This is a genomic window from Pseudomonadota bacterium (assembly GCA_016195085.1).
GTDB lineage: Bacteria > Pseudomonadota > Alphaproteobacteria > SHVZ01 > SHVZ01 > JACQAG01.
Genome location: JACQAG010000083.1, coordinates 24002 through 47557, shown reverse-complemented (window position 1 = coordinate 47557; position 23556 = coordinate 24002). Strand labels below are relative to the sequence as shown.

The window sequence follows — 23556 nt, the reverse complement described above, 5'->3', positions numbered from 1 at the left end:
CGCGATCTCCTACTGCGCCGCCGCCGGGCGCCCGGGCTCCTCGCGGACTGGCATCGGCTCGCGCGGGCCCTGATGGACGCGGGAGATGTGCGGGGCGAGATCGGCCAGCTCGACGAAGCTGTCGGCCTGGCGCCGGAGCTCGTCGGCCACCATCGGCGGCTGCGAGCGCAGGGTTGACACCACGCTCACGCGCACGCCCTTGCGTTGGGTGGCTTCCACCAGGCGGCGAAAGTCCCCATCGCCGGAAAACAGCACGATATGGTCGAGATGGGGCGCCATCTCCAAGACGTCGATGGCGAGCTCAATATCCATGTTGCCCTTGCGCTTGGGCCGGCCGGAGGCGTCGGTGAATTCCTTCATCGGCTTCGTCACCATGGTGTAGCCGTTGTAATCGAGCCAATCGACCAGCGGGCGGATCGGGGAATAGTCCTGATCTTCCATGAGGGCCGTGTAATAGAAGGCGCGGATGAGCCGGCCCTTGCTCGCGAACAGATCCAAGAGCTTGCGATAGTCGATGTCGAAGCCAAGGGCTCGGGCGGCGGCATAGAGGTTGGCGCCGTCGATGAACATGGCAATTCGTTCCTGGGGATAGAAAATCATTGGTAATTATCCTTTTGCGTGTGGACTAACGCTTGGAAGAAAATGACCAATTCAACAAAGCATGACAAATCACCGCAATCCTCGCTTCGCGAAGACAACATCATGTCGCGGAAGTGTCAAGTAAGCCCGTCATCAAACGTGGGTGAGGCGAAAAACCCGCGGAGTCTGCGACGATTTGCCTTCTGCATTGCATAGCGTAGGCACGATCCCTATTGTAATAAGCTTATTCTCAATGGCTCACTTTGGAGAATCGCCCGATGGCGCGCGTAACGGTTGAAGACTGCGTCCTGCAAGTACCCAACAGGTTCGAGCTGGTCATGATCGCCGCCCAACGCGCGCGCGACATCAGCGCCGGCGCCAGCTTGTCCTTGGAACGCGACAACGACAAGAACCCCGTGGTGGCGCTGCGTGAGATCGCCGACCAGACGGTCGAGCTCGACCTGCTCCGCAACGCGCTGGTCAAGGGCCTGCAAAAGCACGTCGAGATCGACGAGCCGGAGGAAGAGGTCGCCGACTTCATCGAGGGCGAGGCGGCGCTGACGGCCGACATCGTGCGTGCCGATGCCGCGGAGGCCTTGGGCGAGGACGATGACGAGGTGGCCGAGGAGGCCGCCGAGCCGAACATCGAAGACGAGGCCGAGCCCCCTCTCGCAGAGTAGAGGGCCCGCCTCGTCCCAATCGCCTTGCGGTCGGGCACCTCGGCCCGCGCCGCGGGTGCCGTGTCGGGGCCGCATGCGATGATCCGCCAATACGAGCTGGTCGAGCGCGTCAAGGCGTATGATCCGAACGCCGAGGAAGAGGCGCTCAACCGAGCCTATGTGTTCGCCATGAAGGCGCACGGCTCCCAGACCCGCGCCTCCGGCGACCCGTATTTCGCCCATCCCTTGGAAGTGGCCGGCATCCTGACCGGCATGAAGCTCGACAGCGCCTCCATCATCACCGCCCTCCTGCACGACACCATCGAGGACACGGACGCGACCTTGGAAGGGATCGAGGGTCTCTTCGGCAAGGAGATCGGCCGGCTGGTCGACGGCGTCACCAAGCTCAATCGCCTCGAGCTGCAGTCCGACCATGCCAAGCAGGCGGAGAATTTCCGCAAGCTGGTGCTGGCGATGTCGGAGGACATCCGCGTCCTCCTGGTGAAGCTGGCCGACCGGCTGCACAACATGCGGACCCTCCACCACATCGATGATCCGTTGAAGCGTCGCCGGATCGCGATGGAGACCATGGAGATCTACGCGCCGCTCGCCGAGCGCATCGGCATCCAGGCGATGCGCGACGAGCTGGAAGACCTGGCTTTCGGCGAGCTCAACAAGGATGCGCGCGACAGCATCATCGCCCGCCTGGCGTTCCTCAAGGAGCGGGGCGGCAATCTGGTGCCGCGGGTCATCGAGGCGCTGGGCCAGACCTTGGCCAAGGGCGGGCTCGACGCCTGGGTCTCGGGCCGCGAGAAGACGCCCTATTCGATCTGGGTGAAGATGCAGCGCAAGAACGTCAGCTTCGAGCAGCTGTCGGACATCATGGCGTTCCGCGTGGTGGTCGACCGCATCGAGCAAAGCTACCAGGGGCTCGGCATCATCCATGCCGAATACCCGGTCGTGCCGGGACGGTTCAAGGACTACATCTCGACCCCGAAGCCCAACGACTACCGCTCGCTCCATACCAGCGTGATCGGGCCCGAGCGCCAGCGCATCGAGGTGCAGATCCGCACCCGCGAGATGCACGACGTGGCCGAGCTCGGCGTGGCGGCGCACTGGATCTACAAGCAGGGCAACGCCACCAAGGACGGCAAGCAGTATCGCTGGCTGCGCGAGCTCCTCGACATCCTGGAGCATGCCTCCGGACCCGAGGAGTTCCTCGAGCACACCAAGCTCGAGATGTTCAGGGATCAGGTGTTCTGCTTCACGCCCAAGGGCGATCTGATCGCGCTGCCGCGGGGTGCCACTCCGGTCGACTTCGCCTATGCCGTCCATAGCCAGGTGGGCGATACCTGCGTCGGGGCCAAGATCAACGGCCGCATCGCGCCCTTGCGCACCGAGCTCCACAACGGCGACCAGGTCGAGATCATCCTCTCGAAGACCCAGACCCCGTCGCCGACCTGGGAGCAGTTCGTCGTCACCGGCAAGGCCAAGGCGCGCATCCGCCGCTTCGTGCGCACCCAGAAGCGGGCGGAATTCGTCGATCTCGGCAAGGCGATCCTGCAGAAGGCGTTCCGCCAGGAAGGCTATCCCTTCTCCGAGAAGGCGCTCGACGGCGTGCTCAAGATCTTCGAGGCCGAGGAGGTCGAGGACCTCTACGCCCAGGTCGGCGAAGGCTTCAAGAGCGACCGCGAGGTGCTGCACGCGGTCTTCCCGGGACTGAAGCAGGCGCGCCCGGAGGCGAAGGTGGTGCCGCTTGCCCGGGCGCGCGGACGCGCCAACAAGGGCAAGTCGGATGCGCTGCCGATCCGCGGGCTGATCCCGGGCATGGCGCTGCATTTCGCGCGCTGCTGCCATCCGCTCCCCGGCGACCGCATCGTCGGCATCGTCACCACCGGCAAGGGCGTCACCATCCACACGATCGACTGCGAGAGCCTGGAGAGCTTTGCCGAAACGCCCGAGCGCTGGATCGACGTCGCCTGGGATACCGCGGGCGAGGATCCGGACAAGCATGTCGGCCGCTTGACCGTGACCATCGCCAACGAGCCCGGCAGCCTGGGCGCGCTCACCACGGTCATCGGCAAGAACCAAGGCAACATCACCAACCTCAAGATCACCAACCGCTCGCTCGACTTCTTCGACATGCTGATCGACGTCGAGGTCAGCAACGTCAAGCACCTGACCAACATCATCGCGGCGCTTCGCGCCAATCCGGTGATCAACTCGGTCGAGCGCGCGCGCGGGTGATGATCGCCGTTTGCATCGGCCCATAGAGACGCAACTGTTCAGCAGGAGCTGCCTGGCACCATGAATCAGACTCGGACCCTTCGCCTGGGCGTCAACATCGACCACGTGGCGACCATCCGCAATGCGCGCGGCGGCAAGCACCCCGACCCGGTTCGTGCCGCAAGGCTCGCCGCCAAGGCCGGCGCCGACGGCATCACCGCGCATCTGCGCGAGGATCGGCGCCATATCTCCGACGACGACATCGCGCGCCTGGCGCGAGAGATCGACCGGCCGCTCAATCTGGAGATGGCGGCGACGGAAGAAATGCTGGCGATCGCCTTGCGCCACCGTCCGCACGCGGCTTGCCTGGTCCCGGAGAAGCGCACCGAGGTCACGACCGAAGGCGGCCTCGACGTGGTGCGCCTCGGCAACCACCTGAAACCCTATGTGAGCCAGCTCAGCGCCGCCGGGATCCGCGTTTCGCTCTTTATCGAACCCGATCCCAAGGCGCTGGAGACGGCGAAATGGCTGGGGGCACCGGTGGTCGAGCTCCACACCGGAGCCTACTGCCATGCCGAGGGGGCGGAGTGCCAGCGCCAGCTGGCGCGGCTGACCCAGGCCGCCGCCATCGCCGACCGCCTCGGGCTCGAATGCCATGCCGGCCATGGCCTCAGCTACGAGACCGTGGGCCCAGTGGCCGCGATCGCCACCATCGTCGAGCTCAATATCGGCCATTTCCTCGTCGGCGAGGCGATCTTCTCCGGGCTCGACAGCGCGATTAGGCGCATGCGCGCGCTCATGGACCAAGCCCGCGCCCAGGCCACGGGGGCGAGCGGAGCTTGACGCAATCGTCTCAACAGAGATCATTGAACGTTGACCCTCACCCGCCTCGCTGGCGCTCGGCACCCTCTCCCGCAATGCGGGAGAGGGAGGGGCCCGCGTCTGCGCGGGAGGGTGAGGGTCTTGCTGTTTGCCCCGTACCTTAGCGTTCGTAGATGATCCTCGGCCTCGGCAGCGACCTCGTCGACATTCGCCGGATCGAGCGCACGCTGGAGCGCTTCGGCGATCGGTTCCTGCAGCGCGTCTTTACCTCGACCGAGCGCCGGCGCTCGGAGCGCCGCGCCAACCCTGCGGCCAGCTATGCCAGGCGCTTCGCGGCCAAGGAGGCCTGCTCGAAGGCGCTCGGCACCGGCTTTCGCAAGGGCGTGTTCTGGCGCGATCTCGGCGTCGTCAATCTCCCCAGCGGCCGGCCGACCATGGCGCTCACCGGGGGGGCCGCACTCCGCCTCAAGGAGCTGACGCCCCCTGGAATGGCGCCGCGTATCGATCTCAGCATCACCGACGATCATCCGATCGCACAGGCGATCGTAGTGATCTCGGCCGTGCCGGCCTCGAGCTAAGCTCCCGGCTTGCCACCCCTGGCCGGCTCTGGCATACCTCGCCTCGTTCAACCCCCGAATGGCCTCGCTTTGGGCTCGAAAGCAGCGATGAAGACCTTGTCCACCGCCAAGAAGTCCGCCGGCCTCTGGGACACGATCCGAACGGTCCTCTATGCGCTGCTGATCGCCCTTGGCATTCGGACCTCCGCCTACGAGCCCTTCAACATCCCCTCGGGATCGATGATCCCGACCTTGCTCATCGGCGACTATCTGTTCGTCTCGAAGTTCTCCTACGGCTATTCGCGCTATTCGTTGCCGTTCGGCCTGCCGCTCGTCCCCGGGCGGATCCTCTTCCATGAGCCGCAGCGCGGCGACGTGGCGGTGTTCAAGCTGCCCCGCGACAACTCCACCGACTACATCAAGCGCATCATCGGGCTGCCGGGCGACCGCATCCAGATGATCAAGGGTGTGCTCAACATCAACGGCGAGCCGGTGAAGCGCGAGCGCATCGAGGATTTCGTCGAGGGCGACGGGCGCGCGGCAATCCGCTACACGCAATACATCGAAACCCTGCCCAACGGCCGGCGCCACCGCATCATCGAGCTCTCCGATGATGCGCCGCTCGACAACACGCAAGTCTATGTCGTCCCGGCCGGACATTATTTCGCCATGGGCGACAACCGCGACAACTCGCTCGATTCCCGTGTGCTCAACGGCGTTGGTTACGTGCCCGCGGTCAACCTCGTCGGACGCGCCGAGTTTCTCTTCTATTCGACCTCGGGCGAAGCGCGCTTCTGGGAGATCTGGAAATGGCCGCTGGCCACCCGGTTCAGCCGGATGTTCCACGGGATCGACTAGCCCCGATCGAGGCGGTCGTCGGCCACAACTTCCGCCGGCCGCGATTGATCCAGGAGGCGCTCACCCATGGGAGCGCCGTGGGACGCGGGCGCGCCGGCTATGAGCGCCTGGAATTCCTCGGCGACCGCGTGCTCGGATTGATCGTCGCCGACGCTTTGCTCGATCGGTTTCCGGCCGAGCGCGAAGGCGACATCGCCAAGCGCTATGCTCAGCTGGTGCGTCGCGAGACATTGGCCGAGGTGGCGCGCTCGATCGGCCTCGGCGGCCACCTCTTCCTGTCACGCGGCGAGAACGATGCCGGTGCCCGCGACAATCCGGGGGTGCTCGCCGATGCCTTGGAGGCGGTGATCGCGGCCCTCTATCTCGATGGCGGGCTCGAGGCGGCGCGCGCCTTCGTGCTCCGCCATTGGCAGGGCTGGATCGCCAGCGCCGCCGAGCCGCCCAGCGATCCGAAGACCACCTTGCAGGAATGGGCGCAGGGCCGCGGCATGCCGCGGCCGATCTACACCGAGCTCGCCTGCAGCGGCCCGGCGCATGCACCCGTCTTCACCGTCGAAGCGCGGCTCGAGGGGATCGAGCCGTTCGAGGCGAGCGGACGCTCGAAGCGCGAGGCCGAGCAGAGCGCTGCTCAGGGGCTGCTGGCACGGCTCGGAATCGCCGGTGGCTGAGGCGGCGAAGACCAGCGCCGGGTTCGTCGCCATCGTCGGTGCGCCCAATGCCGGCAAATCGACGCTGCTCAATCAGCTCGTCGGAGCCAAGGTCTCGATCGTCTCGCCCAAGGTGCAGACGACGCGGGCGCGGGTGACCGGCATCACCATCGCCGGGGCGAGCCAGCTGGTCTTCGTCGACACCCCCGGGATCTTCGAGCCGAAACGGCGCTTGGAGCGGGCGATGGTCGCGGCCGCCTGGCAGGGTGCGGCCGATGCGGATGAGATCGTGGTCGTCGTCGATGCCGCCAACCGAGGCCATGCCGTCGATGACAACCGCATCCTCGACGGCCTCAAAGAGGCCGGCCGCAAGGCGGTCCTGGTCTTGAACAAGATCGACCTGGTGCGCCGCGAAAGCCTCTTGCCCATGGCGGCCAGGCTCAATCAGGCATTCCGGTTCAAAGAGACCTTCATGGTCTCGGCCGAGACCGGCGACGGCGTCGAGGATCTCAAATCCCACCTGGCGGGCTCAATGCCCGCGGGGCCTTGGCTCTATCCTGAAGACGAGCTGACCGATTTGCCGATGCGGCTCCTGGCCGCCGAGATCACCCGCGAACAGCTATTTCGGCAGCTGCATGACGAGGTGCCGCACCAGCTCGCGGTCGAAACCGAGGTCTGGGAAGAATTTCGCAACGGCTCGGTGCGCATCAAGCAGGTGGTGTTCGTGCAGCGCGATGGGCAGAAGGCGATCGTGCTCGGCAAGGGCGGGGCCCGCATCCGCAGCGTGGGCGAGGCCGCCCGCACCGAGCTGGAGACGCTGTTCGAGCGCCGCGTGCATCTCTTCCTGTTCGTCAAGGTCAGGGAGAATTGGCCCGAGGACCCCGAGCGCTACCGCATGATGGGCCTCGACTGGGCGCCTTAAGGCCGGGACACGGCTTGCCGATCGCCCGCAGACCCTCACCCGCCTCGCTTACGCTCGGCACCCTCTCCCGCGATGCGGGAGAGGGGCGGAGTGAGGGTCTTTAGCAACCCGTGCCGAACTCGCGGCCTCAGCCGCCCATCAGGCCGGCCTCGCGCATGAGGCCGTGGAACTGCCTCAGCGTCCGCTCCTTCTCCTGCGGATCGGCGATATCGGCGACGATCTGACCCTCGAAATTCGGCCGCTTCAAATGCTCGACGACGAGACCGCGGGCGAGGTTGAGCGCATTGCCCTTGGGCAGGAGCGCCGGGGTGCAGAGCTGCATCAGCATGAACGCTCTGAGCCGGAGCGGCCGCTCCGGACTGTCGATGCGCTCCAGGATCTTGTCGTTGCGCAGGTAGAGCACGAGCAGCTCATCCAATTTGCCGAGCAGCTCCGCCTTCTTCTCCTCGTTCAAGGCCGAGCGCTGGATCTCGGCGTGGATCTTGGTGATCCGCTTCATTTTCTCGTTGGGCGGACATTCCTGGCGGATGAGGTCGTGCACGGTCTTCGGCCGGATCAGCATGCCGGTGATCTGCGCCACCAGCTCGTCCTGGGTCTCGCGGCCGAAGGGTGTCGTCAACAGCGTAAGCAAATAGCGGGTACGGCGAATGGCGCTGCCGAGGCGCGCCGCCATCATGGTGAGCGCGTCCTTCTGGCCCTGGAGGCCGCCCTTGTTCATGAGCCGTGCCTGGCGCCCGGTCAGCGCCTCGGCCATCGGGCCGCCGCCGATGATCGGGCCGTCCTCGGGCACGAGCTTGGCGAGGAGCTGATTGAAGGCGGTCTGCTCCGCCTCCGGTCCGCCGCGGATCAAGGTCGCTCCGCCCAGGAGCTGCTGGCGCACCCGCTCCATCAAGGCCAATTGGCTGTTCGGCAGCCGCCCGGTAGCGATCGCTTCGGCCAGCTTCTTGGTGATCGCCTCCTGCTCCGCCATCGCGCCCTGGGCCTTCGATTCGCCCGCCTCCCAATGCCCGTGGCCGAGATCGGCCAGGCGAACGAGCGCCTGGGCCAGGCTCGGCTGCTGGCCCAGGAGATCCTGAATGATGGTGGCGTTGCCGAGCACGTCGGCGAGGAAGTCGTCGAGCCTGGCGTAGCAATACTCGCTCTTGCAGGCCCCGAGCCAGGTCAGCGCCTGCTCGAGCTTGCCGAAGAGGTTGCGGATGTTCGACAGCTCGCGGGCGAGCATGACGCGGACATGGAAGTCGAGCTCGGGCTGGGCGATCTCCTTCTTCATCATGTCGACCGCGCTCTCGAGTCCGTGCTCCTTCACGCTCGGCAGCTTGCGGCTTTCCGCGTCGCGGGCGCGCACCAGGACCAAATCCACCCACTTGAACAGCTCGTTGCGCCGGGCCACGCTCTCCGCGGCCGCACCGCCCTTCGACTGCAGCGCGGCCGCCTTCGCGACCGCGCTCGGCACCATCGTGTCCTGGTCCATCACGCGCTTCATCTCGCGATAGACGTGCATGATCTCGATCGGCAGCAGGTTCACCTTGTCGAGATAGGCGCGGAACATCCGGCCGATGACCATCCGGCTGGGAGCCTCGTAAAGCTCGGCCATCGCCTGGCACGCCGGGACCGCCTCGACATCGGCGATGAACAGCTTGTCGTTCTTCGCGGCGCTCTTGATCTGCTCCAGGACCGGCGGGGCTTCCTTGGTCAGCCCGCCGCTGGTGGCGGTATCCACGATCACACGCACGCCTTCGACATCCATCTTCGCAAACAGCTTGCGCGCCAGCTCTTCGGCCTCGCGCTGGCTGTCGCAGCTGGCATCGATGGTCCAGCGCGCCTGGCGGCAGACATGCACGTCGAAGGTCTGGGTCTTGGCCATGAAGCTTGTCGGTCTGGTTGGAATCGTGGAGACGCGGCAGGGGAATTACGCACAATTGACCGATAAACACTATAAATAAACATGTATCACGCAGGCGGGCAAAGCCTCCGGGGTCGAGGGGAGCCGACGCCGGAGACGTTCAGAACAATTTGAAATAAAATGCGAGAAATTCGGCGGCGGAGTCGGGACATGCAGCGATGAGCGAACAGCGGCCGGGTGGCCCCAAGGGTGCGGCCACCGGCCCGTCGGTTCCCGGTTACCACGGCGGGCGTGCCGGCGGCGATGCGAAGGCCGCCTCGGCGCAGAGTCTGGATGGGGCGGACGAGGCGGTGTTTCGCTCCCGGGTGCTCGAGCTCAGCCGCCAGCACAAGGCTCTCGCCCAGGCGCTGATCGCCGGCAACGTGCAAATGCTGGGATTCGCGCGGGTTCGCGAGCGCCTGGGTCCGGTGTGGCACGAGGTGCGCGAGCGCGTGCACGGGCTCGCCGAGGAGGTCATCCGCAAGCATCTCGGACCCGGCGACCTCTTTCTGAAGGCGAGCGATGAGCGCTTCATCGTGCTGTTCGACCGCGCTTCGCGCGCGCAAGGCGAGGCGAAGGCGCGGGCGATCGCCAGCGTGCTGGACCAGCGCCTCGGCGCCGCGGGCCAGGAAAGCCATCTCATCCAGGTCCGCGCCGTCGCCGTCGAGCTCGATCCCAAGACCTCCGCCGAGGCGCTGGCCTCGCCCCAGGCGCTCGCCGGCACGGTGAGCCAGGCCGAGCGCGACAGCGAGAAGCGCGAGCGCGCGGCCTTTGTCGAGATCATGCCCAAGCTCAAGATCGCCTATTGGCCGGTCGCCAACCTGAAGAAGCGGCTGATCTCGATGTATGACGCGGCCCTGCCCGAGCTCGCCGATGGTGCGGCGGCGGAATCGCCGGGCGGCACCGGGGCGTTTTTCTGCGAGCTCGATTGCTACGCGCTCGCCAAGGCGGCCGAGGTTCTGGCGCGCGGCGATCAACCCAGGCACAAGGCGGTGCTGATGGCGCCGATCCATTACGACACCCTGGCCGCGCGCAACCACCGCCAGCGCTATGTCGAGGCGTGCAAGGTGCTGCCCAAGGGCTCTTCGCGCCGGCTCTTGATGCAGATCGTCGATCTGCCCGAGGGCACGCCCCAGGGACGATTGCACCAGCTCCTGAGCGTAGTCGGTCCGTTCTTTGCCGGATTCGTCTTTCGCGTGCAGCCGAGCTTTCGCCCCTCCGACCTGCTCACCGGCTTGCGACTGCGCGGCTTCGCCGTCGACGGCAGCCATTGGGAGCATCTCTCCAAGCCCGAAGCCGAGGCGCTTCATGCGCTCGTCGAAGGGGCTCGCAAGCATGGCTATCGCACCTGGTTCCTCGGCGCCCGCTCGCTCGAGGTGGCGACCCTGGCAAAGCGGCTGCGCTTCGACTATTTGAACGGCGCCGCGGTATTTCCCCGCGTGCCGGAGCCGGGCTTGGCCTTCAGCATTCGCTGAGGCGCGGGGCGGCCGGCGGTTGTGCTGAAGTCAGTAAGCTTCGCGACGGTATGTGGTTTACTTCTTCCGGCGCCGTCGAAGGTATAAGCGAACCCCGATGCCTCGCCGCCCGCCCTTCATGGTCTATTACGCGGCCTATGGTGACGACCAGTTTGTGTGGGACCCACCTAAATCGCAGAGTACCTTCGACGATCGAGGGCTCACCTTCCATGCAGCCACGATTGCGTTCCGCGGCCCGATGCTGCGGCGACGTGACGCGCGCAAGGACTATGGAGAGCCCCGATATCAGGCTCTCGGTGAGTGCAACGGCCAGGTTCTCGCCATTGTTTTCACCCCGCGCAACAACCAATGTCGTATCATTAGCCTTCGCCTAGCCACAGATGAAGAAGCCATCACCTACTATGCCGCGATCCGCAATGCCCAAGGGTAAGGCCCTGATCGATGCCATCCGCGCACTCCCGAAGGAGGCCTTTGCCGACGCGATGCCGCCAACCACGGTGAAGGATTGGGAAGACGCGGAGTTGTTCATTCCTCTGAGCAAGGTACCAGGGGTTAGGAAGAGCCCTCGCCGCAGCAAGAGCGAGGCGAAACACCCCGCACAGTCGGAGCCGGTGAAGCCCCGCAAGGCTAAGCGGGCTTAACCCAACCGCCGGCCGGTCGCCCGCGTGGGGTGAATTGGACATGGACTGGAACGATCGCGGCATCGTGCTGGCGGCGCGCCCTCATGGCGAGAGCGGCCTCATCGTCTCGCTGTTGACCCGCGAGCATGGCCGCCATGCCGGTCTGGTCAGGGGTGGGGCCGGCAAGGCGCGGGCGCTCTACGAGCCGGGCAATGTGGTGGCCGCGATCTGGCGGGGGCGCTTGTCCGAGCATCTCGGCTCCTGGAGCTGCGAGCCGGTCGCCTGGACCGCGGCACGCCTCATTGACGATCCGTTGCGGCTTGCTTGCCTCGCCTCCGCCTGCGCGGTTGCCGAGACGGCATTGCCGGAGCGCGAGCCCCATGCCGGGGCCTTCGACGGCATGCTGGCGCTGATCGAGGCCTTCGAGGGGCCGGTGTGGGATGCGGCTTATGTGCGCTGGGAGCTGGGGCTCTTGTCCGAGCTCGGCTTCGGTCTCGATCTCAGCCGGTGCGCGGCGAGCGGCGCGGAAGAGGGGCTCGCCTTCGTCTCGCCCAGAACCGGCCGGGCGGTTTCGCTCCTGGCCGGAGAGCCCTTCCGCGACCGCCTCTTGACGCTGCCGGGATTTCTCGTCGGTCTCGGCGGCGGCGGGAAGGAGGAGGTGGCGCAAGGCTTGGCGCTCACCGGCTATTTCCTCGAGCGGCACGTGCTCGCCCCGCATCACCGCCCGCTTCCGGCCGCGCGCACACGATTTGTTGACCGATTTCAGAGCACCTCTACTATATCTAGCGACCCGTAAGGAATAGCCCATGTCCGCCGCACTCCCCGCCGGAGAGGTCCGCGCGACTCCGCTCGCCGAGGCTCTGAGCGAGCGTTACCTCTCCTATGCCCTCTCCACCATCATGGCCCGCTCGCTTCCCGATGTGCGCGACGGCCTGAAGCCGGTACACCGGCGCCTACTCTATGCCATGCGCCAGCTTGGCCTCGGGCCCACCACCAGCGCCAAGAAATCCGCCCGCGTGGTGGGCGACGTCATCGGCAAGTTTCATCCCCATGGGGACGTCGCCGTCTACGAGGCCCTGGTTCGCCTCGCCCAGGATTTCGCCCAGCGCTACCCGCTCGTCGACGGCCAGGGCAATTTCGGCAACATCGACGGCGATAACGCCGCGGCCATGCGCTACACCGAGTCGCGGCTGACCCAGGTCGCCGAGATGCTGCTCGCCGGCATCGAAGAGAATGCCGTCGATTTCCGGCAGACCTATGACGGCGAGAACGAGGAGCCGGTGGTCCTGCCGGCGGCATTTCCCAATCTGCTCGCCAACGGCGCCCAGGGCATCGCCGTCGGCATGGCGACCTCGATCCCCCCGCACAACGCCGCCGAGCTCTGCGATGCGCTCCTGCATTTGATCAAGCACCCGAACGCCTCCTTCGAGACCTTGCTCGGCAAGGTGCCGGGGCCGGACTTCCCGACCGGCGGCGTGCTCGTGGAGCCGGCAAGCTCGATCCTGGAGGCCTACAAGACCGGGCGCGGCAGCTTCCGCCTGCGCGCGCGCTGGAGCGTGGAGAAGCTTGCCTTCGGGCAATACCAGGTCGTCGTCACCGAGATTCCCTATCAGGTGGCGAAGTCGCGGCTGATCGAGAAGATCGCCGAGCTCTTGGCGGCGAAGAAGCTGGCCTTGCTCGCCGATGTCCGCGACGAGTCGACCGACGAGGTGCGCCTGGTCCTGGAGCCGAAGAGCCGCACCGTCGATCCCGACCATCTGATGGAGTCCCTGTTCCGGCAGACGGATCTCGAAGGGCGCATACCCCTCAATCTCAACGTGCTCGATGGCGACGGCGTGCCCAGGGTGATGAACCTCAGGGAAGCGCTGCAGGCGTTTCTCGATCACCGGCATGTGGTGCTGGTGCGCCGCACCAAGCACCGCGTCGATGCGATCGACCGGCGGCTGGAGATCCTGAAGGGCTATCTCGTCGCCTATCTCAACATCGACAAGGTGATCAAGATCATCCGCGAGGAGGACGAGCCGAAGCCGATCCTGATGCGCCGCTTCGAGCTCAGCGATTTGCAGGCCGAATCCATCCTCAACATGCGCCTGCGCTCCCTCAGGCGCCTGGAGGAGATCGAGATCAAGAAAGAGCACAGCCAGCTCGCCGCCGAGCGCAAGGATCTGGCCGGCCTGCTCAAGGACGAGAAGCAGCGCTGGCTGCGATTGGCCGAGGAGATCGCCGAGGTCAAAAAGAAGTTCTCCGAGAAGTCGCCTTTGGGACGGCGCCGCACCCTCATCGCCGATGCGCCGGTCGCGGTCGACATTCCCCTGGACGCCATGGTCGAGCGCGAGGACGTAACCGTGCTGTGCTCGGCCAAGGGCTGGATCCGGGCGGTCAAGGGCCACCTCGCCGACGACTCCGAGATCAAGTTCAAGGAAGGCGATGAGAGCCGGTTCTTCTTGCACGCGGAGACCACTGACAAGCTCCTGGTGGCCGCGAGCAATGGCCGCTTCTATACGATCGGGGTCGACAAGCTGTCGCGGGGGCGCGGCCATGGCGAACCCCTGCGCTTGATGATCGACCTGCCCAACGACCAGGAGATCATCCGCCTCCTGGTGCATCGCCCCGATGGGCAGCTCTTGGTCGCTTCCGGCGACGGGCGCGGATTCGTGGTGGCGGAAGCCGATGTGGTGGCCTCGACGCGCGCCGGCAAGCAGGTGATGACGTTGGCCGAGGGGACCAAGCTCGCGGCCATCGCGCGGGTCGCGGGCGATCATGCCGCGCTGGTCGGCGAGAACCGCAAGCTCCTGGTCATTCCATTGGCGGAATTGCCGGTCATGGCGCGGGGCCGCGGCATCACCCTCCAGCGCTATAAGGATGGCGGCCTCAGCGATGCCACCGTCTTCAAATTGACGGACGGCCTCACCTGGCGGCTCGCCGGCGGACGGGTTCGCACCGAGACCGATCTCGCCTCCTGGCTCGGGCGTCGCGGCCAGTCGGGTCGAATGCCGCCCAACGGATTCCCGCGCAACAACCGCTTCAGCTAATCAACGCCGCATGCCCCCACCCTGGCCCTCCCCCGCCATCCGCGGGGGAGGGAAGAAAGGCCGATCGTATCTCCCTCCTCCAGCTTGCTGGGGGAGGGTCGGGGTGGGGGCATGCAGCCATCGTGGAGTTCGACTGCGCGCCGTTTCGCACCGGCTACACAGGCAATCCGGGTCGTGTATTATCGCCTGCCTGGGCTCAGAGTCGACCCACGGCCGGGCGGACCGGACCAATTAAGGAAGCCACAACTCTCGGAGGATTCATCCATGGAGCGACGTAAGTTCTTGACCACGGCCGGCCTCGGGGTCGCCGCCGCCGGCACGCTGGCGGCGCCGGCGATTGCGCAGACCCAGCCCGAGATCAAATGGCGCATGGCCGCGAGCTGGCCGAAGAGCCTCGACACGATCTTTGGCGGTGCGGAGTACCTGGCGAAGATCGTCGCCGAAGCGACCGACAACAAGTTCCAGATCCGCGTCTTCGCCGGAGGCGAGATCGTGCCGGCCCTCCAGGTGCTGGATGCGGTGCAGAACGCCACGGTGGAGATGGGCCACACCGCCTCCTACTACTACGTCGGCAAGGACCCGACCTTCGTCTTCGACTGCACGGTCCCCTTCGGGCTCAACGCTCGTCAGCAGAATGCCTGGATGCGGCATGGCGGCGGCACCGAGCTCTTGCGCGAGTTCTACAAGGACTACAACATCTACAACATTCCCGCCGGGCAGACCGGCGCGCAGATGGGCGGCTGGTTCCGCAAGGAGCTGAAGACGGTCGAGGACCTAAAGGGGCTCAAGATGCGCATGGGCGGCTGGGCCGGCAGCGTCATCGCCAAGCTCGGTATGGTGCCGCAGGTGATCGGCGGCGGCGACATCTATCCCGCCCTGGAGAAGGGCACCATCGATGCCGCCGAGTGGGTCGGCCCCTATGACGACGAGAAGCTCGGTTTCTACAAGGTCGCCAAGAACTACTATTACCCCGGCTGGTGGGAGGGTAACGCCCAGCTCAGCGCCTACATCAACATCGCCGCCTGGGAGTCGCTGCCGAAGACCTACCAGGCGATCCTGACGGCGGCTTGCGCCGAGGCCTATAACTGGACGGTCGCGAAATACGACACGCAGAATCCGGCGGCGCTGCGCCGGCTGGTCGCCAACGGCGTGCAGGTCAGACCGTTCCCGCGCGAGATCATGGAGGCCTCCTATAAGGCGGCTTACGAGCTCTACGACGAGGAAATTAAGAAGAACCCGAAGTTCAAGAAGGTGTTCGACTCCTGGCGTCCGTTCCGCGACGAGGAGCATCTGTGGTTCCGCGTCGCCGAGCAGACCTTCGACAACTTCATGTACACCAAGGCGGCGCAGAGGAAGTCCTGAGCCGCGGTCTAAGGCTCGCAAATGCGAGGCCCCGCCGTGAAGGCGGGGCCTTTGCGTCTCGTGGTCACCGTTCAGCACCCCACTCTCTCCTCGACGGAGGAGCGGAGGGGGAGGCGATCGCAGCCTAAGAGAAGGTCGCTAGATTGCGCTGACCAATCCTAGACGGCTCTCGATGCGGGTAACGCGCTCGTCCATCCGGTCGAGCCGCGTGGAGATGCTGGCGTATTGATGCTCCAGAATTCCGAGCCGCTCCTTGACTTCCCGCATATCATCCGCCAGCCGGTCGACAGTGCTGCGGATGTGGCGCAGGTGCTCGAGGACAATATTTTCCGTTTCGCCGGTCATGCGTCATCATAGTTCGACCCTAGCCGCCTGTCCGCCCAAATCTCCGCCGCGCCCAAACGGTGCGTGCCACCTATTTGAACTCGACCGGTGCGTCGGAGTCCTCCGAGGGCGGCAGGATGATCTCGATCTTGCTCGGATCGTTGACGGTGCGGTCGAGCGCGCTCAGCACCAGCCCCGGGAATGCGATCACCATCGTCACCATGATGAGCTGGATCCCCACGAACGGCACCGAGCCCCAATAGATCTGGCCGGTGGTGACGGGTTGGGTGAGCTTGCCGGTGACGCGGTCGAGGAAGTTCGAAGCCGGCGCCACGCTGCGCAGATAGAACAAGGCGAAGCCGAAGGGCGGATGCATGAATGAGGTCTGCATGTTGACGCCGAGCAGAACGCCGAACCAGATGAGGTCGATGCCGAGCTTCTCCGCGACCGGGCCGAGGAGCGGCACGACGATGAAGGACAGCTCGAAGAAATCGAGGAAGAAGGCGAGCACGAACACCATGATGTTGACGACGATGAGGAAGCCGACCTGGCCGCCGGGCAGGCCCAAGAGCAGCGATTCGACCCAGAGATCGCCGTTGACGCCGCGGAACACCAGGCTGAACACGGTCGAGCCGATGAGGATGAAGATGACGAAGGAGGACAGCTTCGCGGTGGTGTCCATCGCTTGGTGGAGCAGCGGCCAATCCAAGCGGCGGTTGATCAGCGCGAGGATGAGCGCGCCGGTCGCACCCATGGCGCCGCCTTCGGTCGGCGTCGCCACGCCGAGGAAGATCGTGCCCAGCACCAGGAAGATCAGGATGAGCGGCGGCATCAAGGAGAACACCACGCGGGCGAGAAGCTTCATGCCCCTGAGGCTGCGCGCCTCGGGCGGCAAGGCCGGCACATAGGTCGGCCGCACCATCGTCACGATGAAGATGAAGCCCGCGTAGAGCACCGCCAACAGGATGCCAGGCGCAAAGGCGCCCTGGTACATGTCGCCCACGGACCGGCCGAGCTGGTCGGCCATGACGATCAAGACCAGGCTCGGCGGAATGATTTGCGCCAGCGTGCCCGACGCGGCGATGACGCCGGCCGCCACCCGCCGGTCATAGCCATAGCGCAGCATGATCGGCAGCGAGATCAATCCCATGGAGATGACCGAGGCGGCGACGACGCCGGTGGTCGCCGCCAGCAACGCGCCGACGAAGATCACCGCATAGGCAAGCCCGCCCCGGAGCGTTCCGAACAATTGGCCGATGGTGTCGAGCAGATCCTCGGCCATGCCGCTGCGCTCGAGGATCAGGCCCATGAAGGTGAAGAACGGAATCGCCAGCAGCGTGTCGTTGCGCATGATGCCGAAGACGCGCTGGGGCAAGGCCTGCAGCAATTCGGTATTGAGCACGCCAAGCTCGATGGCGATGAGGCCGAAGAGGAGGCCGTTGGCGGCCAGCGAGAAGGCGACGGGGTAGCCCAGCAGCAGGAAGACCACGAGCGCCGCGAACATGAGCGGGCCCATATTGTCGATGAGAAGCTGGGTCATCCGGCTTCTCCTGCCGCCGGCGCCACATCGGCATGCTGGTGCCTGCGGCCGGGGTTCGGGATGAGGCCTTTCAGGAAGGCGATCCGCTTGATGATTTCCGAGACGCCCTGCAGGGCGAGCAGCAGAAATCCGGCCGGAATGAGCAGCTTGACCGGCCAGCGGATGAGCCCGCCGGCATCGCTCGACTGCTCGTTCCTCACCACGGATTCGATGAAGACCGGCCAGGCCAGCCAGCCGATGATAATCGCCATCGGCAGGAGGAAGAACAGTCCGCCAAAGATGTCCAGCCATGCCTGGCCGCGCTCGGTGAGGCGGCTGGCGACGACGTCGATGCGCACATGCTCGTTGCGGAGCAGCGTGTAGCCGGCCCCCAGCAGGAACACCGCGGAAAACAGGTACCACTGGATCTCGAGCCAGCCGTTCGAGCTCCGATCCAGGGTGTAGCGGACCATGGCGTTGCCGGAGCTCACCAGCACCGCCACCAGGATGAGCCAGTAGACGCTATGGCCCACGCGCTCATTGAGGCCGTCGATGAGACGGCTCACGCGTAAAAGAAACGTCAAGATGCGGCCTCCCCCTCGGCAAGTCGGATTGGCGTCCGGCCCCACGACCGCGCTTGGGCGGCCTTTGCGGGTGTCTTAACCGTTACGGGAAAAATTGGGAAGCATCCCGTCGCGCCGATGGCCGAACGGCAACAGTCGTTTAGGCATGGAAGCCGCCCGCGCGACGCTGCGCATTTTATAGCCGCTGCCGACGTCAAGCCGGATATTTGGCGTTCGCGGCGCGAGCGGCGGAATAGGCCTCGGCCAGCGCCCGCTCGTATGGAGCCAATCGGCCGCGCGCCTTGAGGTAGGAGGCGAAGATGCGCTTCGTCGTCGGATCCGCCTTGTCGCGCTCTTGCACGAGGAGCGCGTTCGCCGCTTCGCCGAGGCCGGCCAGGAACTCGTTCGACAGCCGCAGAAAGCGCACCCGCTGCCCGGCCTTCAAGAGCTGCAAGGCGTTGCTGGAGAGCATGGTCTGCTCGGCCTGGATGTCGTCATGGCCGGCTTGGGCGGCGGCGCGCAGGATGGCCTTGAGGTCGGCGGCGAGAGAATCCCATTTCTGCTTGTTGGCAACGAGCTCGAGCGCGGTGCCGGGCGCCTGCACGCCCGGCAGGTAGCAGATCCTGGTCGCCTCGGCGAGGCCGAGCGCCAGATCGCCATTGAGCCCCGACCAGCTGGCGGCGTCGATGGCGCCCGACTTCAAGGCGCCGACGATCTCCGCCATGGGCGTGTTGACTGGGTTGGCGCCGAGCCCGGCCAGCATGCGCCCACCCCAGCCCGGCATGCGGATCTTGAGCCCCTTCAGCTCGGCTGAAGACTTGATCTCGCGGCGAAACCACCCGAACGGGCGCGGACCGAGGTTGCCGGCGATAAACGGCTTCAGATTGAAGGCGGCATAAAGCTCATCCCAAAGCACCTGACCGTCGCCATGGACGATCCAGGCGCTGGTCTCCTCGGCCGTCAGACCGAAGGGAACCGAGGCGAAGAAGGCGCAGCCAACCGTCTTCGTCAGATGGTCGTGGGCAATGTCATGGCCGAGCTCGGCCATGCCCTGGGAGACGGCATCGAAGATTTGCCCTTCCGGGACCAGCTCGCCCGCGGCCAGCACCTTGACCGAGAGCCGGCCGTCCGACATTTGGCCGACGCGCTGCGCCATGCGCTCGGCACCGCCCATGAGGTCGGCGGCGGCGCGCGGCCAGGCGGTCGCCATCCGCCATTCCACTTTGCCCTGCGCCAAGGCCGGCGTTGCCAAGGCGGCGCCGGCGATCGTCAGTCCCGCACGGGAAATGAACGCTCTTCTTTTCATGGGGGCGGGCTTTTCATGAGGGGAGGCGCCTCATGCGGACGCGGGTTCCGCCGGCTGCCAGCCCTCGCCACGCAGCACCTCGAAGGGCCTGAACCGCGCTTTGTAGGCCATCTTCTGGCTCTCGCTGATCCAATAGCCGAGATAGGCATGGTCGAGCCCGAGGCTCCCAGTGCGCTGGATCAGGTCGAGAACCATGTAGGTCCCGAGGCTGCGCTCGCCGAGATCGGGGTCGAAATAGCTGTAGACCGCCGAGAGTCCGTCAGACAACCGGTCGACCAGCATCACCGCGGCCAGCGTGCCGTCCGCGAGCCGGTGCTCGATGAGGCCGGTTCTGACCGGCGTGTCCTCGACCATGCTGCGATAGTCGCCGAGGCGCATATGCACCATTTCGCCGTCGCCGTGACGCGCCTCCACATAGCGGCGAAACAGCCGGTATTGGTCTTTGGTGGCGATCGCCTCGCACCAGGTCCCGGCTAGATCGCGGTTGCGGCGGGCGACGCGGCTCTGGGAGCGGTTCGCGCGAAACCGCCCGACCGGCACGCGGATCGGCACGCAGGCCGAGCAGCTGGGGCAGGCCGGACGATAGGCGAGCGCGTGGCTGCGGCGAAAGCCGGCGCGGGCCAAGGCATCATAGCCGCCGGCGGCGCCGGCGCGGGCGAGATCGATGACGACGCGGCGTTCCAGCCGGTCGGAGAGATAGGGACACGGAGCGGTCATGGTTCCGTGCAGCACGATCAGGTCCAAGGCGCGACCGGGCTCGCCGAGAGGGTCTTGCCTCGGCAGAGTTTGCGTCCCGGGGGCGACGATGGGCTTTGCCTCGATGGTCATTGGGCGATCGATTGGAACGATGAGAAGTTAATGGCAGCCGCCGCCGGAGCAGCCTTCCCGGCCTCCGCCCGCGCGGCCATGGCAACGCTAATGCAATTCGAGCCTGACCGCAGCATTGGCGTTGGCACCGATCCGTCGCTGTCGCAGCCGGTCGGCTGCCTCCCTGACGCCTACTGTTTTTGGCCGGGGTTCGGTCCTGCTTGGGCGCTGCGCCCGACCGGAGCCTGGGGCGTCTCGCGCAGCACCACGATGCTGATCCGGCGGTTCTGCGGGGCCGCGGGGTTGTCGGCGAAGAGCGGCTCGCGATCGGCTTTGCCGACCACCAAGGCGACGCGGTCCTCGCGTATGCCGGAAGCCACGAGCTGACGGCGGCTGGCATTGGCCCGGTCGGTCGACAGCTCCCAATTGCCGTAGCCGGAGGTCGGATTCCTGAACGGCGTCGAGTCGGTGTGCCCGGTGATGGTGATCTTGTTGGGCAGCGTGCCGACGATGCCGGCGACTTGATCCAGGAGCTTCTTGGTGTGGTCAAGGAGCTGCGAGCTGCCGAGCGGGAACATGGTCTCCTTGTCCTGGTCGATGAGCTGGATGCGCAAACCCTCGGGCGTGATCTCGAGCCGGACGTTCTCGGCGACTTCCTTGAGGTCGATCTTCGCCTGGATCGCCTGGCGCACCTCCTTCATCGCCTGCTCCAAGCGCTGCTCCTCGCGCTGGGCCAGCATTTTGTCCATCTCCTCTTTCGACATTTGCGCCTGGGCGCCCTGCTGCACGCCCTGCGCTGCCTGCTGGGCGGCGAGGCCCGGGCCGCCGGGCAGGTTCGGTCGGCCCTGCTCGGGGGACTGCTTGGTGTCGGCGCCGCGCTCGCCGGCCTTGGCGTTGCCGGTGCCGCGGGTGGGGTCGGAGCCCTCCGGGTCCTTCATGTCGCTTGGATCATTGGCCGGGCGGGCGACCAGCGGCGTCGAGATCGCCGGCGGGGAGGTGGAATTGCGCAAGGCGCCGGGGGTGGTGATGGTGGTGCCGCCGAGAACGCCGCCGGAGCCGGAGCGGGCCGAGCGCGAGATCGCCGTCGGGTCGAAATAGTTGGAGATGCCCATCTTCTGCTCCTCGGTGGTGGCGTTGAGCAGCCACAGGAGCAGAAAGAAGGCCATCATCGCGGTCACGAAATCGGCGTAGGCGACCTTCCAGGCGCCACCATGGTGGCCGCCATGGCCGCCCTTCTTGATGCGCTTGATGATGATCGGCTGGTTATCCATGGCCCCGGGTCAACCCGCCCTCACCTCTAATGGCCGCAACCGCCCGGAGAGGGTCGGCCGGGGCACGCCTGGCCGAACCCCCGGTTCGGCATGTCGCAGCCTCGAATGATCGCTGGCATGGTCAGCGTGCCGCACCTCGACTCCTAGGATTCGGCAGCCTAACCACAATATTAGCAATTTTTCTGAATGTGCGCTCGTCAAACCAGCCGAAGCCGGAACCGACCGTGATCGATGCCGCTTGCGGCACCCGCCAATCGGCGGCGGGTGGCGATCGGCAAGCGCTTGACGATCGACGGGCCGGGACCCCTCTATGGCAGGGAGAAATTGGACCGCACCGCCCTATCCGCGCCCAGAGAAGCATCCATGACCGAGCCCGTGAGCGTCGCTCAACCTCTTGATGCCGTTAGCTTTCGCAACACGTTGGGATGCTTCGCGACCGGCGTCACGGTGGCCACGACGCGCGACTCGGGCGGTCGCCCGGTTGGCCTCACGGTCAATTCCTTCACCTCCGTCTCGCTCGATCCGCCGCTGATTCTGTTCTGCGTCGATCGCAGCGCGCGCGCTTATCCAAGCTTCGCCCAGGCGCAAGCCTGCGCGATCAATGTGCTCGGCGAAGGCCAGCAGGAATTGTCGGAGCGATTCGCAACCTCCCTCGTCGATCCCTGGCCGGGGCTTACGCTCGAGCGGTGGGTGACCGGGGCGCCGATCATCGTCGGATGCCTCGCCATCCTCGATTGCCGGGTCGAGGCGGTGCATGAGGGCGGCGACCACGTCATCCTGGTCGCCGAGGTCCTGCGCCTGGGCTATGCCGGTTCGGGGCGGCCTCTGCTCTTCTACCGCGGCGATTATTGCAAGGTCGGCCCGCATCAGGACTGACCGGCTACAGCACTTCGCCGGCACCCTTGGTCGTGCCCAGGAGCCGGGGCGTGTGCCCGGCCGCCGCCAGGCGGGCCGCGATGTCCCGTACATGCTCGGCATTGCGGGTCTCGACCACCACGTCGAGCTCCGCCAGCTTGACCGGCACGTCCTGGAACAGGCGCTGGTGGTAGATCTCGACGATGTTGCCGCCGGCCTCGGCGATGAGCAAGGCGACCGCGGCCAGCCGACCCGGCGCATCGGAGATCTCCACCCTGAGCCTCGCCAGCCGGCCATCGGCGACGAGGCCGCGCATCAGGACCGAGGCGAGCAGCCTTGCATCGACGTTGCCGCCGCAGAGGACGACGCCCACGCGGCGGCCCCGGAAGCGGGCGCCATGCAGGGCGAGCGCGGCGATGCCGGCGGCACCCGCGCCCTCGACGACCAGCTTTTGCCGCTCGGCCAGCATTTGCACCGCATGCTCGAGCGCCTGCTCGTCCACGAGCAGGATGTCGCTGACGAGCCGGCGGACGATCTCGCAAGTGAGCTTGCCCGGTAGCTTGACGGCGATGCCCTCGGCGATGGTGTCGCCGCCGCAGCGTATCGCCTCTCCGGCGAGCGCCTGGCGCATGCTCGGATAGAGCTCCGACTGCACGCCGACGACCTCGATCTCCGGCTTGAGGGCCTTGGCGGCAACGGCGATGCCGGAGATGAGGCCGCCGCCGCCGATCGGCACGAGGAGCGCGTCCAGACCCGGCATGTCGGCCAGCATCTCGATCGCGATCGTGCCTTGGCCGGCCATGACCTTGGGATCGTCATAGGGATGAACGAAGGTGAGCCCATGCGCCGCCGCCAGGCGCTCGGCATGGCTCTGCGCTTCGCTGAGGCTGTCGCCGACCAACTCCACCCGCGCCCCGAAGGCACGGGTGCGCTCGATCTTGGAGAAGGGTGTGGCAAGCGGCATGACAATCGTGGCTGGAATGCCGAGCTTGCCGGCGAAGAAGGCCACGCCCTGGGCATGGTTGCCGGCGGACATGGCAATCACGCCAGCCCGGGCTTCGGCGGCGGCCAGGCTCTTCAGCTTGACGTAGGCGCCGCGGCACTTGAAGGAGCCGGCATGCTGGAGGGTCTCCAGCTTGAGCCAGAGCTCGATGCCGAGCTCGGCCGACAAGGCGCTCGCGAACACCGTGGGCGTACGCACCACCTGTCCTCGGAGCAGAGCTTCGGCGGCGCTGACATCGGCCAGGGAGAGGGTCATCGGCGGGGTCCG

21 protein-coding genes and 1 pseudogene are annotated in these 23556 nt (G+C 66.2%); 13 read left to right on the top strand and 9 right to left on the bottom strand.

Annotated features, from left to right (window positions below):
- Nucleotides 1–9: 9 nt before the first annotated feature.
- Complete coding sequence (locus tag HY058_21610; protein ID MBI3499904.1) at nt 10–600, bottom strand: NYN domain-containing protein; 591 nt, start codon at nt 598–600, stop codon at nt 10–12.
- A gap of 257 nt (nt 601–857) precedes the next feature.
- Here HY058_21610 and HY058_21605 point away from each other — a divergent pair, with 257 nt between their 5' ends.
- The 7 genes and pseudogenes from HY058_21605 (at nt 858) to era (ending at nt 7270) form a co-directional block, all read left to right on the top strand.
- The gene (locus tag HY058_21605; GenBank protein MBI3499903.1) at nt 858–1259 is read left to right on the top strand and encodes a DNA-directed RNA polymerase subunit omega; all 402 of its coding nucleotides are present in this window, start codon (nt 858–860) and stop codon (nt 1257–1259) included.
- Between the two features lie 78 nt (nt 1260–1337).
- Nucleotides 1338–3485: a bifunctional (p)ppGpp synthetase/guanosine-3',5'-bis(diphosphate) 3'-pyrophosphohydrolase gene (locus HY058_21600; protein MBI3499902.1), complete on the top strand. Its 2148-nt coding sequence runs from the start codon at nt 1338–1340 to the stop codon at nt 3483–3485.
- Nucleotides 3486–3545: 60 nt separating this feature from the next.
- Nucleotides 3546–4307, top strand: a complete 762-nt coding sequence (locus HY058_21595; GenBank protein MBI3499901.1) for a pyridoxine 5'-phosphate synthase — start codon at nt 3546–3548, stop codon at nt 4305–4307.
- A gap of 152 nt (nt 4308–4459) precedes the next feature.
- Nucleotides 4460–4864: a holo-ACP synthase gene (locus HY058_21590; protein ID MBI3499900.1), complete on the top strand. Its 405-nt coding sequence runs from the start codon at nt 4460–4462 to the stop codon at nt 4862–4864.
- Between the two features lie 87 nt (nt 4865–4951).
- Entirely contained in the window at nt 4952–5701 is a 750-nt protein-coding gene (lepB, locus tag HY058_21585; GenBank protein ID MBI3499899.1) for a signal peptidase I, read from the top strand.
- Nucleotides 5653–6351, top strand: a pseudogene (gene rnc, locus HY058_21580) (ribonuclease III). The gene lepB and the pseudogene rnc overlap by 49 nt, the downstream one beginning before the upstream one ends.
- Nucleotides 6236–7270, top strand: coding sequence for a GTPase Era (era, locus tag HY058_21575; GenBank protein MBI3499898.1), 1035 nt, complete (start codon nt 6236–6238; stop codon nt 7268–7270). Before rnc ends, era begins: the two are co-directional and overlap by 116 nt.
- Before the next feature lie 127 nt (nt 7271–7397).
- Here era and HY058_21570 read toward each other — a convergent pair whose 3' ends face one another.
- A complete protein-coding gene (locus tag HY058_21570) occupies nt 7398–9134 on the bottom strand; it encodes a hypothetical protein (GenBank protein MBI3499897.1) in 1737 nt (578 codons plus the stop codon).
- A gap of 197 nt (nt 9135–9331) precedes the next feature.
- Here HY058_21570 and HY058_21565 point away from each other — a divergent pair, with 197 nt between their 5' ends.
- The 5 genes from HY058_21565 (at nt 9332) to HY058_21545 (ending at nt 15641) form a co-directional block, all read left to right on the top strand.
- Entirely contained in the window at nt 9332–10627 is a 1296-nt protein-coding gene (locus HY058_21565; GenBank protein MBI3499896.1) for a hypothetical protein, read from the top strand.
- 97 nt (nt 10628–10724) lie between these two features.
- Nucleotides 10725–11057: a BrnT family toxin gene (locus HY058_21560; protein ID MBI3499895.1), complete on the top strand. Its 333-nt coding sequence runs from the start codon at nt 10725–10727 to the stop codon at nt 11055–11057.
- A gap of 251 nt (nt 11058–11308) precedes the next feature.
- Nucleotides 11309–12043, top strand: a complete 735-nt coding sequence (recO, locus tag HY058_21555; protein ID MBI3499894.1) for a DNA repair protein RecO — start codon at nt 11309–11311, stop codon at nt 12041–12043.
- Nucleotides 12044–12053: 10 nt separating this feature from the next.
- Complete coding sequence (gene parC / locus HY058_21550; protein MBI3499893.1) at nt 12054–14279, top strand: DNA topoisomerase IV subunit A; 2226 nt, start codon at nt 12054–12056, stop codon at nt 14277–14279.
- Between the two features lie 264 nt (nt 14280–14543).
- Nucleotides 14544–15641, top strand: coding sequence for a TRAP transporter substrate-binding protein (locus HY058_21545; protein ID MBI3499892.1), 1098 nt, complete (start codon nt 14544–14546; stop codon nt 15639–15641).
- A 138-nt stretch (nt 15642–15779) separates the two neighbouring features.
- Here the strand turns inward: HY058_21545 and HY058_21540 are convergent, their stop codons facing one another.
- The 6 genes from HY058_21540 to HY058_21515 all read right to left on the bottom strand — a co-directional run bounded on the left by HY058_21540 (nt 15780) and on the right by HY058_21515 (nt 21431).
- Nucleotides 15780–15986 carry a hypothetical protein gene (locus tag HY058_21540; GenBank protein MBI3499891.1) on the bottom strand — a complete coding sequence of 69 codons (207 nt, stop codon included), beginning with the start codon at nt 15984–15986 and terminating at the stop codon, nt 15780–15782.
- 70 nt (nt 15987–16056) lie between these two features.
- Entirely contained in the window at nt 16057–17505 is a 1449-nt protein-coding gene (locus HY058_21535) for a TRAP transporter large permease subunit (protein MBI3499890.1), read from the bottom strand.
- Entirely contained in the window at nt 17502–18068 is a 567-nt protein-coding gene (locus tag HY058_21530; protein MBI3499889.1) for a TRAP transporter small permease subunit, read from the bottom strand. Before HY058_21530 ends, HY058_21535 begins: the two co-directional genes overlap by 4 nt.
- A 193-nt stretch (nt 18069–18261) precedes the next feature.
- Nucleotides 18262–19353 (bottom strand): TRAP transporter substrate-binding protein, encoded by a 1092-nt coding sequence (locus tag HY058_21525; protein MBI3499888.1) that lies wholly within the window; start codon nt 19351–19353, stop codon nt 18262–18264.
- Between the two features lie 30 nt (nt 19354–19383).
- Complete coding sequence (locus HY058_21520; protein ID MBI3499887.1) at nt 19384–20181, bottom strand: arginyltransferase; 798 nt, start codon at nt 20179–20181, stop codon at nt 19384–19386.
- A 170-nt stretch (nt 20182–20351) separates the two neighbouring features.
- Nucleotides 20352–21431 carry an OmpA family protein gene (locus HY058_21515; GenBank protein ID MBI3499886.1) on the bottom strand — a complete coding sequence of 360 codons (1080 nt, stop codon included), beginning with the start codon at nt 21429–21431 and terminating at the stop codon, nt 20352–20354.
- A 363-nt stretch (nt 21432–21794) separates the two neighbouring features.
- On the opposite strand from HY058_21515, the gene HY058_21510 reads away from it, so the two are divergent.
- Nucleotides 21795–22307: a flavin reductase family protein gene (locus HY058_21510; protein MBI3499885.1), complete on the top strand. Its 513-nt coding sequence runs from the start codon at nt 21795–21797 to the stop codon at nt 22305–22307.
- A 4-nt stretch (nt 22308–22311) separates the two neighbouring features.
- On the opposite strand, the gene HY058_21505 is transcribed toward HY058_21510, so the two are convergent.
- Nucleotides 22312–23544, bottom strand: coding sequence for a threonine ammonia-lyase (locus HY058_21505; GenBank protein ID MBI3499884.1), 1233 nt, complete (start codon nt 23542–23544; stop codon nt 22312–22314).
- Between the last annotated feature and the right edge of the window lie 12 nt (nt 23545–23556).

Excerpts from the sequence above, each read along its gene's own strand:
- parC (MBI3499893.1), top strand. The coding sequence starts at position 12,054 with ATGTCCGCCGCACTCCCCGCCGGAGAGGTCCGCGCGACTCCGCTCGCC.
- HY058_21565 (MBI3499896.1), top strand. The coding sequence starts at position 9,332 with ATGAGCGAACAGCGGCCGGGTGGCCCCAAGGGTGCGGCCACCGGCCCG.
- HY058_21505 (MBI3499884.1), bottom strand. The coding sequence starts at position 23,544 with ATGACCCTCTCCCTGGCCGATGTCAGCGCCGCCGAAGCTCTGCTCCGA.
- HY058_21595 (MBI3499901.1), top strand. The coding sequence starts at position 3,546 with ATGAATCAGACTCGGACCCTTCGCCTGGGCGTCAACATCGACCACGTG.
- era (MBI3499898.1), top strand. The coding sequence starts at position 6,236 with ATGCACCCGTCTTCACCGTCGAAGCGCGGCTCGAGGGGATCGAGCCGT.
- HY058_21605 (MBI3499903.1), top strand. The coding sequence starts at position 858 with ATGGCGCGCGTAACGGTTGAAGACTGCGTCCTGCAAGTACCCAACAGG.
- HY058_21535 (MBI3499890.1), bottom strand. The coding sequence starts at position 17,505 with ATGACCCAGCTTCTCATCGACAATATGGGCCCGCTCATGTTCGCGGCG.
- HY058_21545 (MBI3499892.1), top strand. The coding sequence starts at position 14,544 with ATGGAGCGACGTAAGTTCTTGACCACGGCCGGCCTCGGGGTCGCCGCC.
- HY058_21525 (MBI3499888.1), bottom strand. The coding sequence starts at position 19,353 with ATGAAAAGAAGAGCGTTCATTTCCCGTGCGGGACTGACGATCGCCGGC.
- HY058_21560 (MBI3499895.1), top strand. The coding sequence starts at position 10,725 with ATGCCTCGCCGCCCGCCCTTCATGGTCTATTACGCGGCCTATGGTGAC.
- HY058_21570 (MBI3499897.1), bottom strand. The coding sequence starts at position 9,134 with ATGGCCAAGACCCAGACCTTCGACGTGCATGTCTGCCGCCAGGCGCGC.
- HY058_21610 (MBI3499904.1), bottom strand. The coding sequence starts at position 600 with ATGATTTTCTATCCCCAGGAACGAATTGCCATGTTCATCGACGGCGCC.
- HY058_21540 (MBI3499891.1), bottom strand. The coding sequence starts at position 15,986 with ATGACCGGCGAAACGGAAAATATTGTCCTCGAGCACCTGCGCCACATC.
- lepB (MBI3499899.1), top strand. The coding sequence starts at position 4,952 with ATGAAGACCTTGTCCACCGCCAAGAAGTCCGCCGGCCTCTGGGACACG.
- HY058_21515 (MBI3499886.1), bottom strand. The coding sequence starts at position 21,431 with ATGGATAACCAGCCGATCATCATCAAGCGCATCAAGAAGGGCGGCCAT.
- HY058_21600 (MBI3499902.1), top strand. The coding sequence starts at position 1,338 with ATGATCCGCCAATACGAGCTGGTCGAGCGCGTCAAGGCGTATGATCCG.
- HY058_21520 (MBI3499887.1), bottom strand. The coding sequence starts at position 20,181 with ATGACCATCGAGGCAAAGCCCATCGTCGCCCCCGGGACGCAAACTCTG.
- recO (MBI3499894.1), top strand. The coding sequence starts at position 11,309 with ATGGACTGGAACGATCGCGGCATCGTGCTGGCGGCGCGCCCTCATGGC.
- HY058_21590 (MBI3499900.1), top strand. The coding sequence starts at position 4,460 with ATGATCCTCGGCCTCGGCAGCGACCTCGTCGACATTCGCCGGATCGAG.
- HY058_21510 (MBI3499885.1), top strand. The coding sequence starts at position 21,795 with ATGACCGAGCCCGTGAGCGTCGCTCAACCTCTTGATGCCGTTAGCTTT.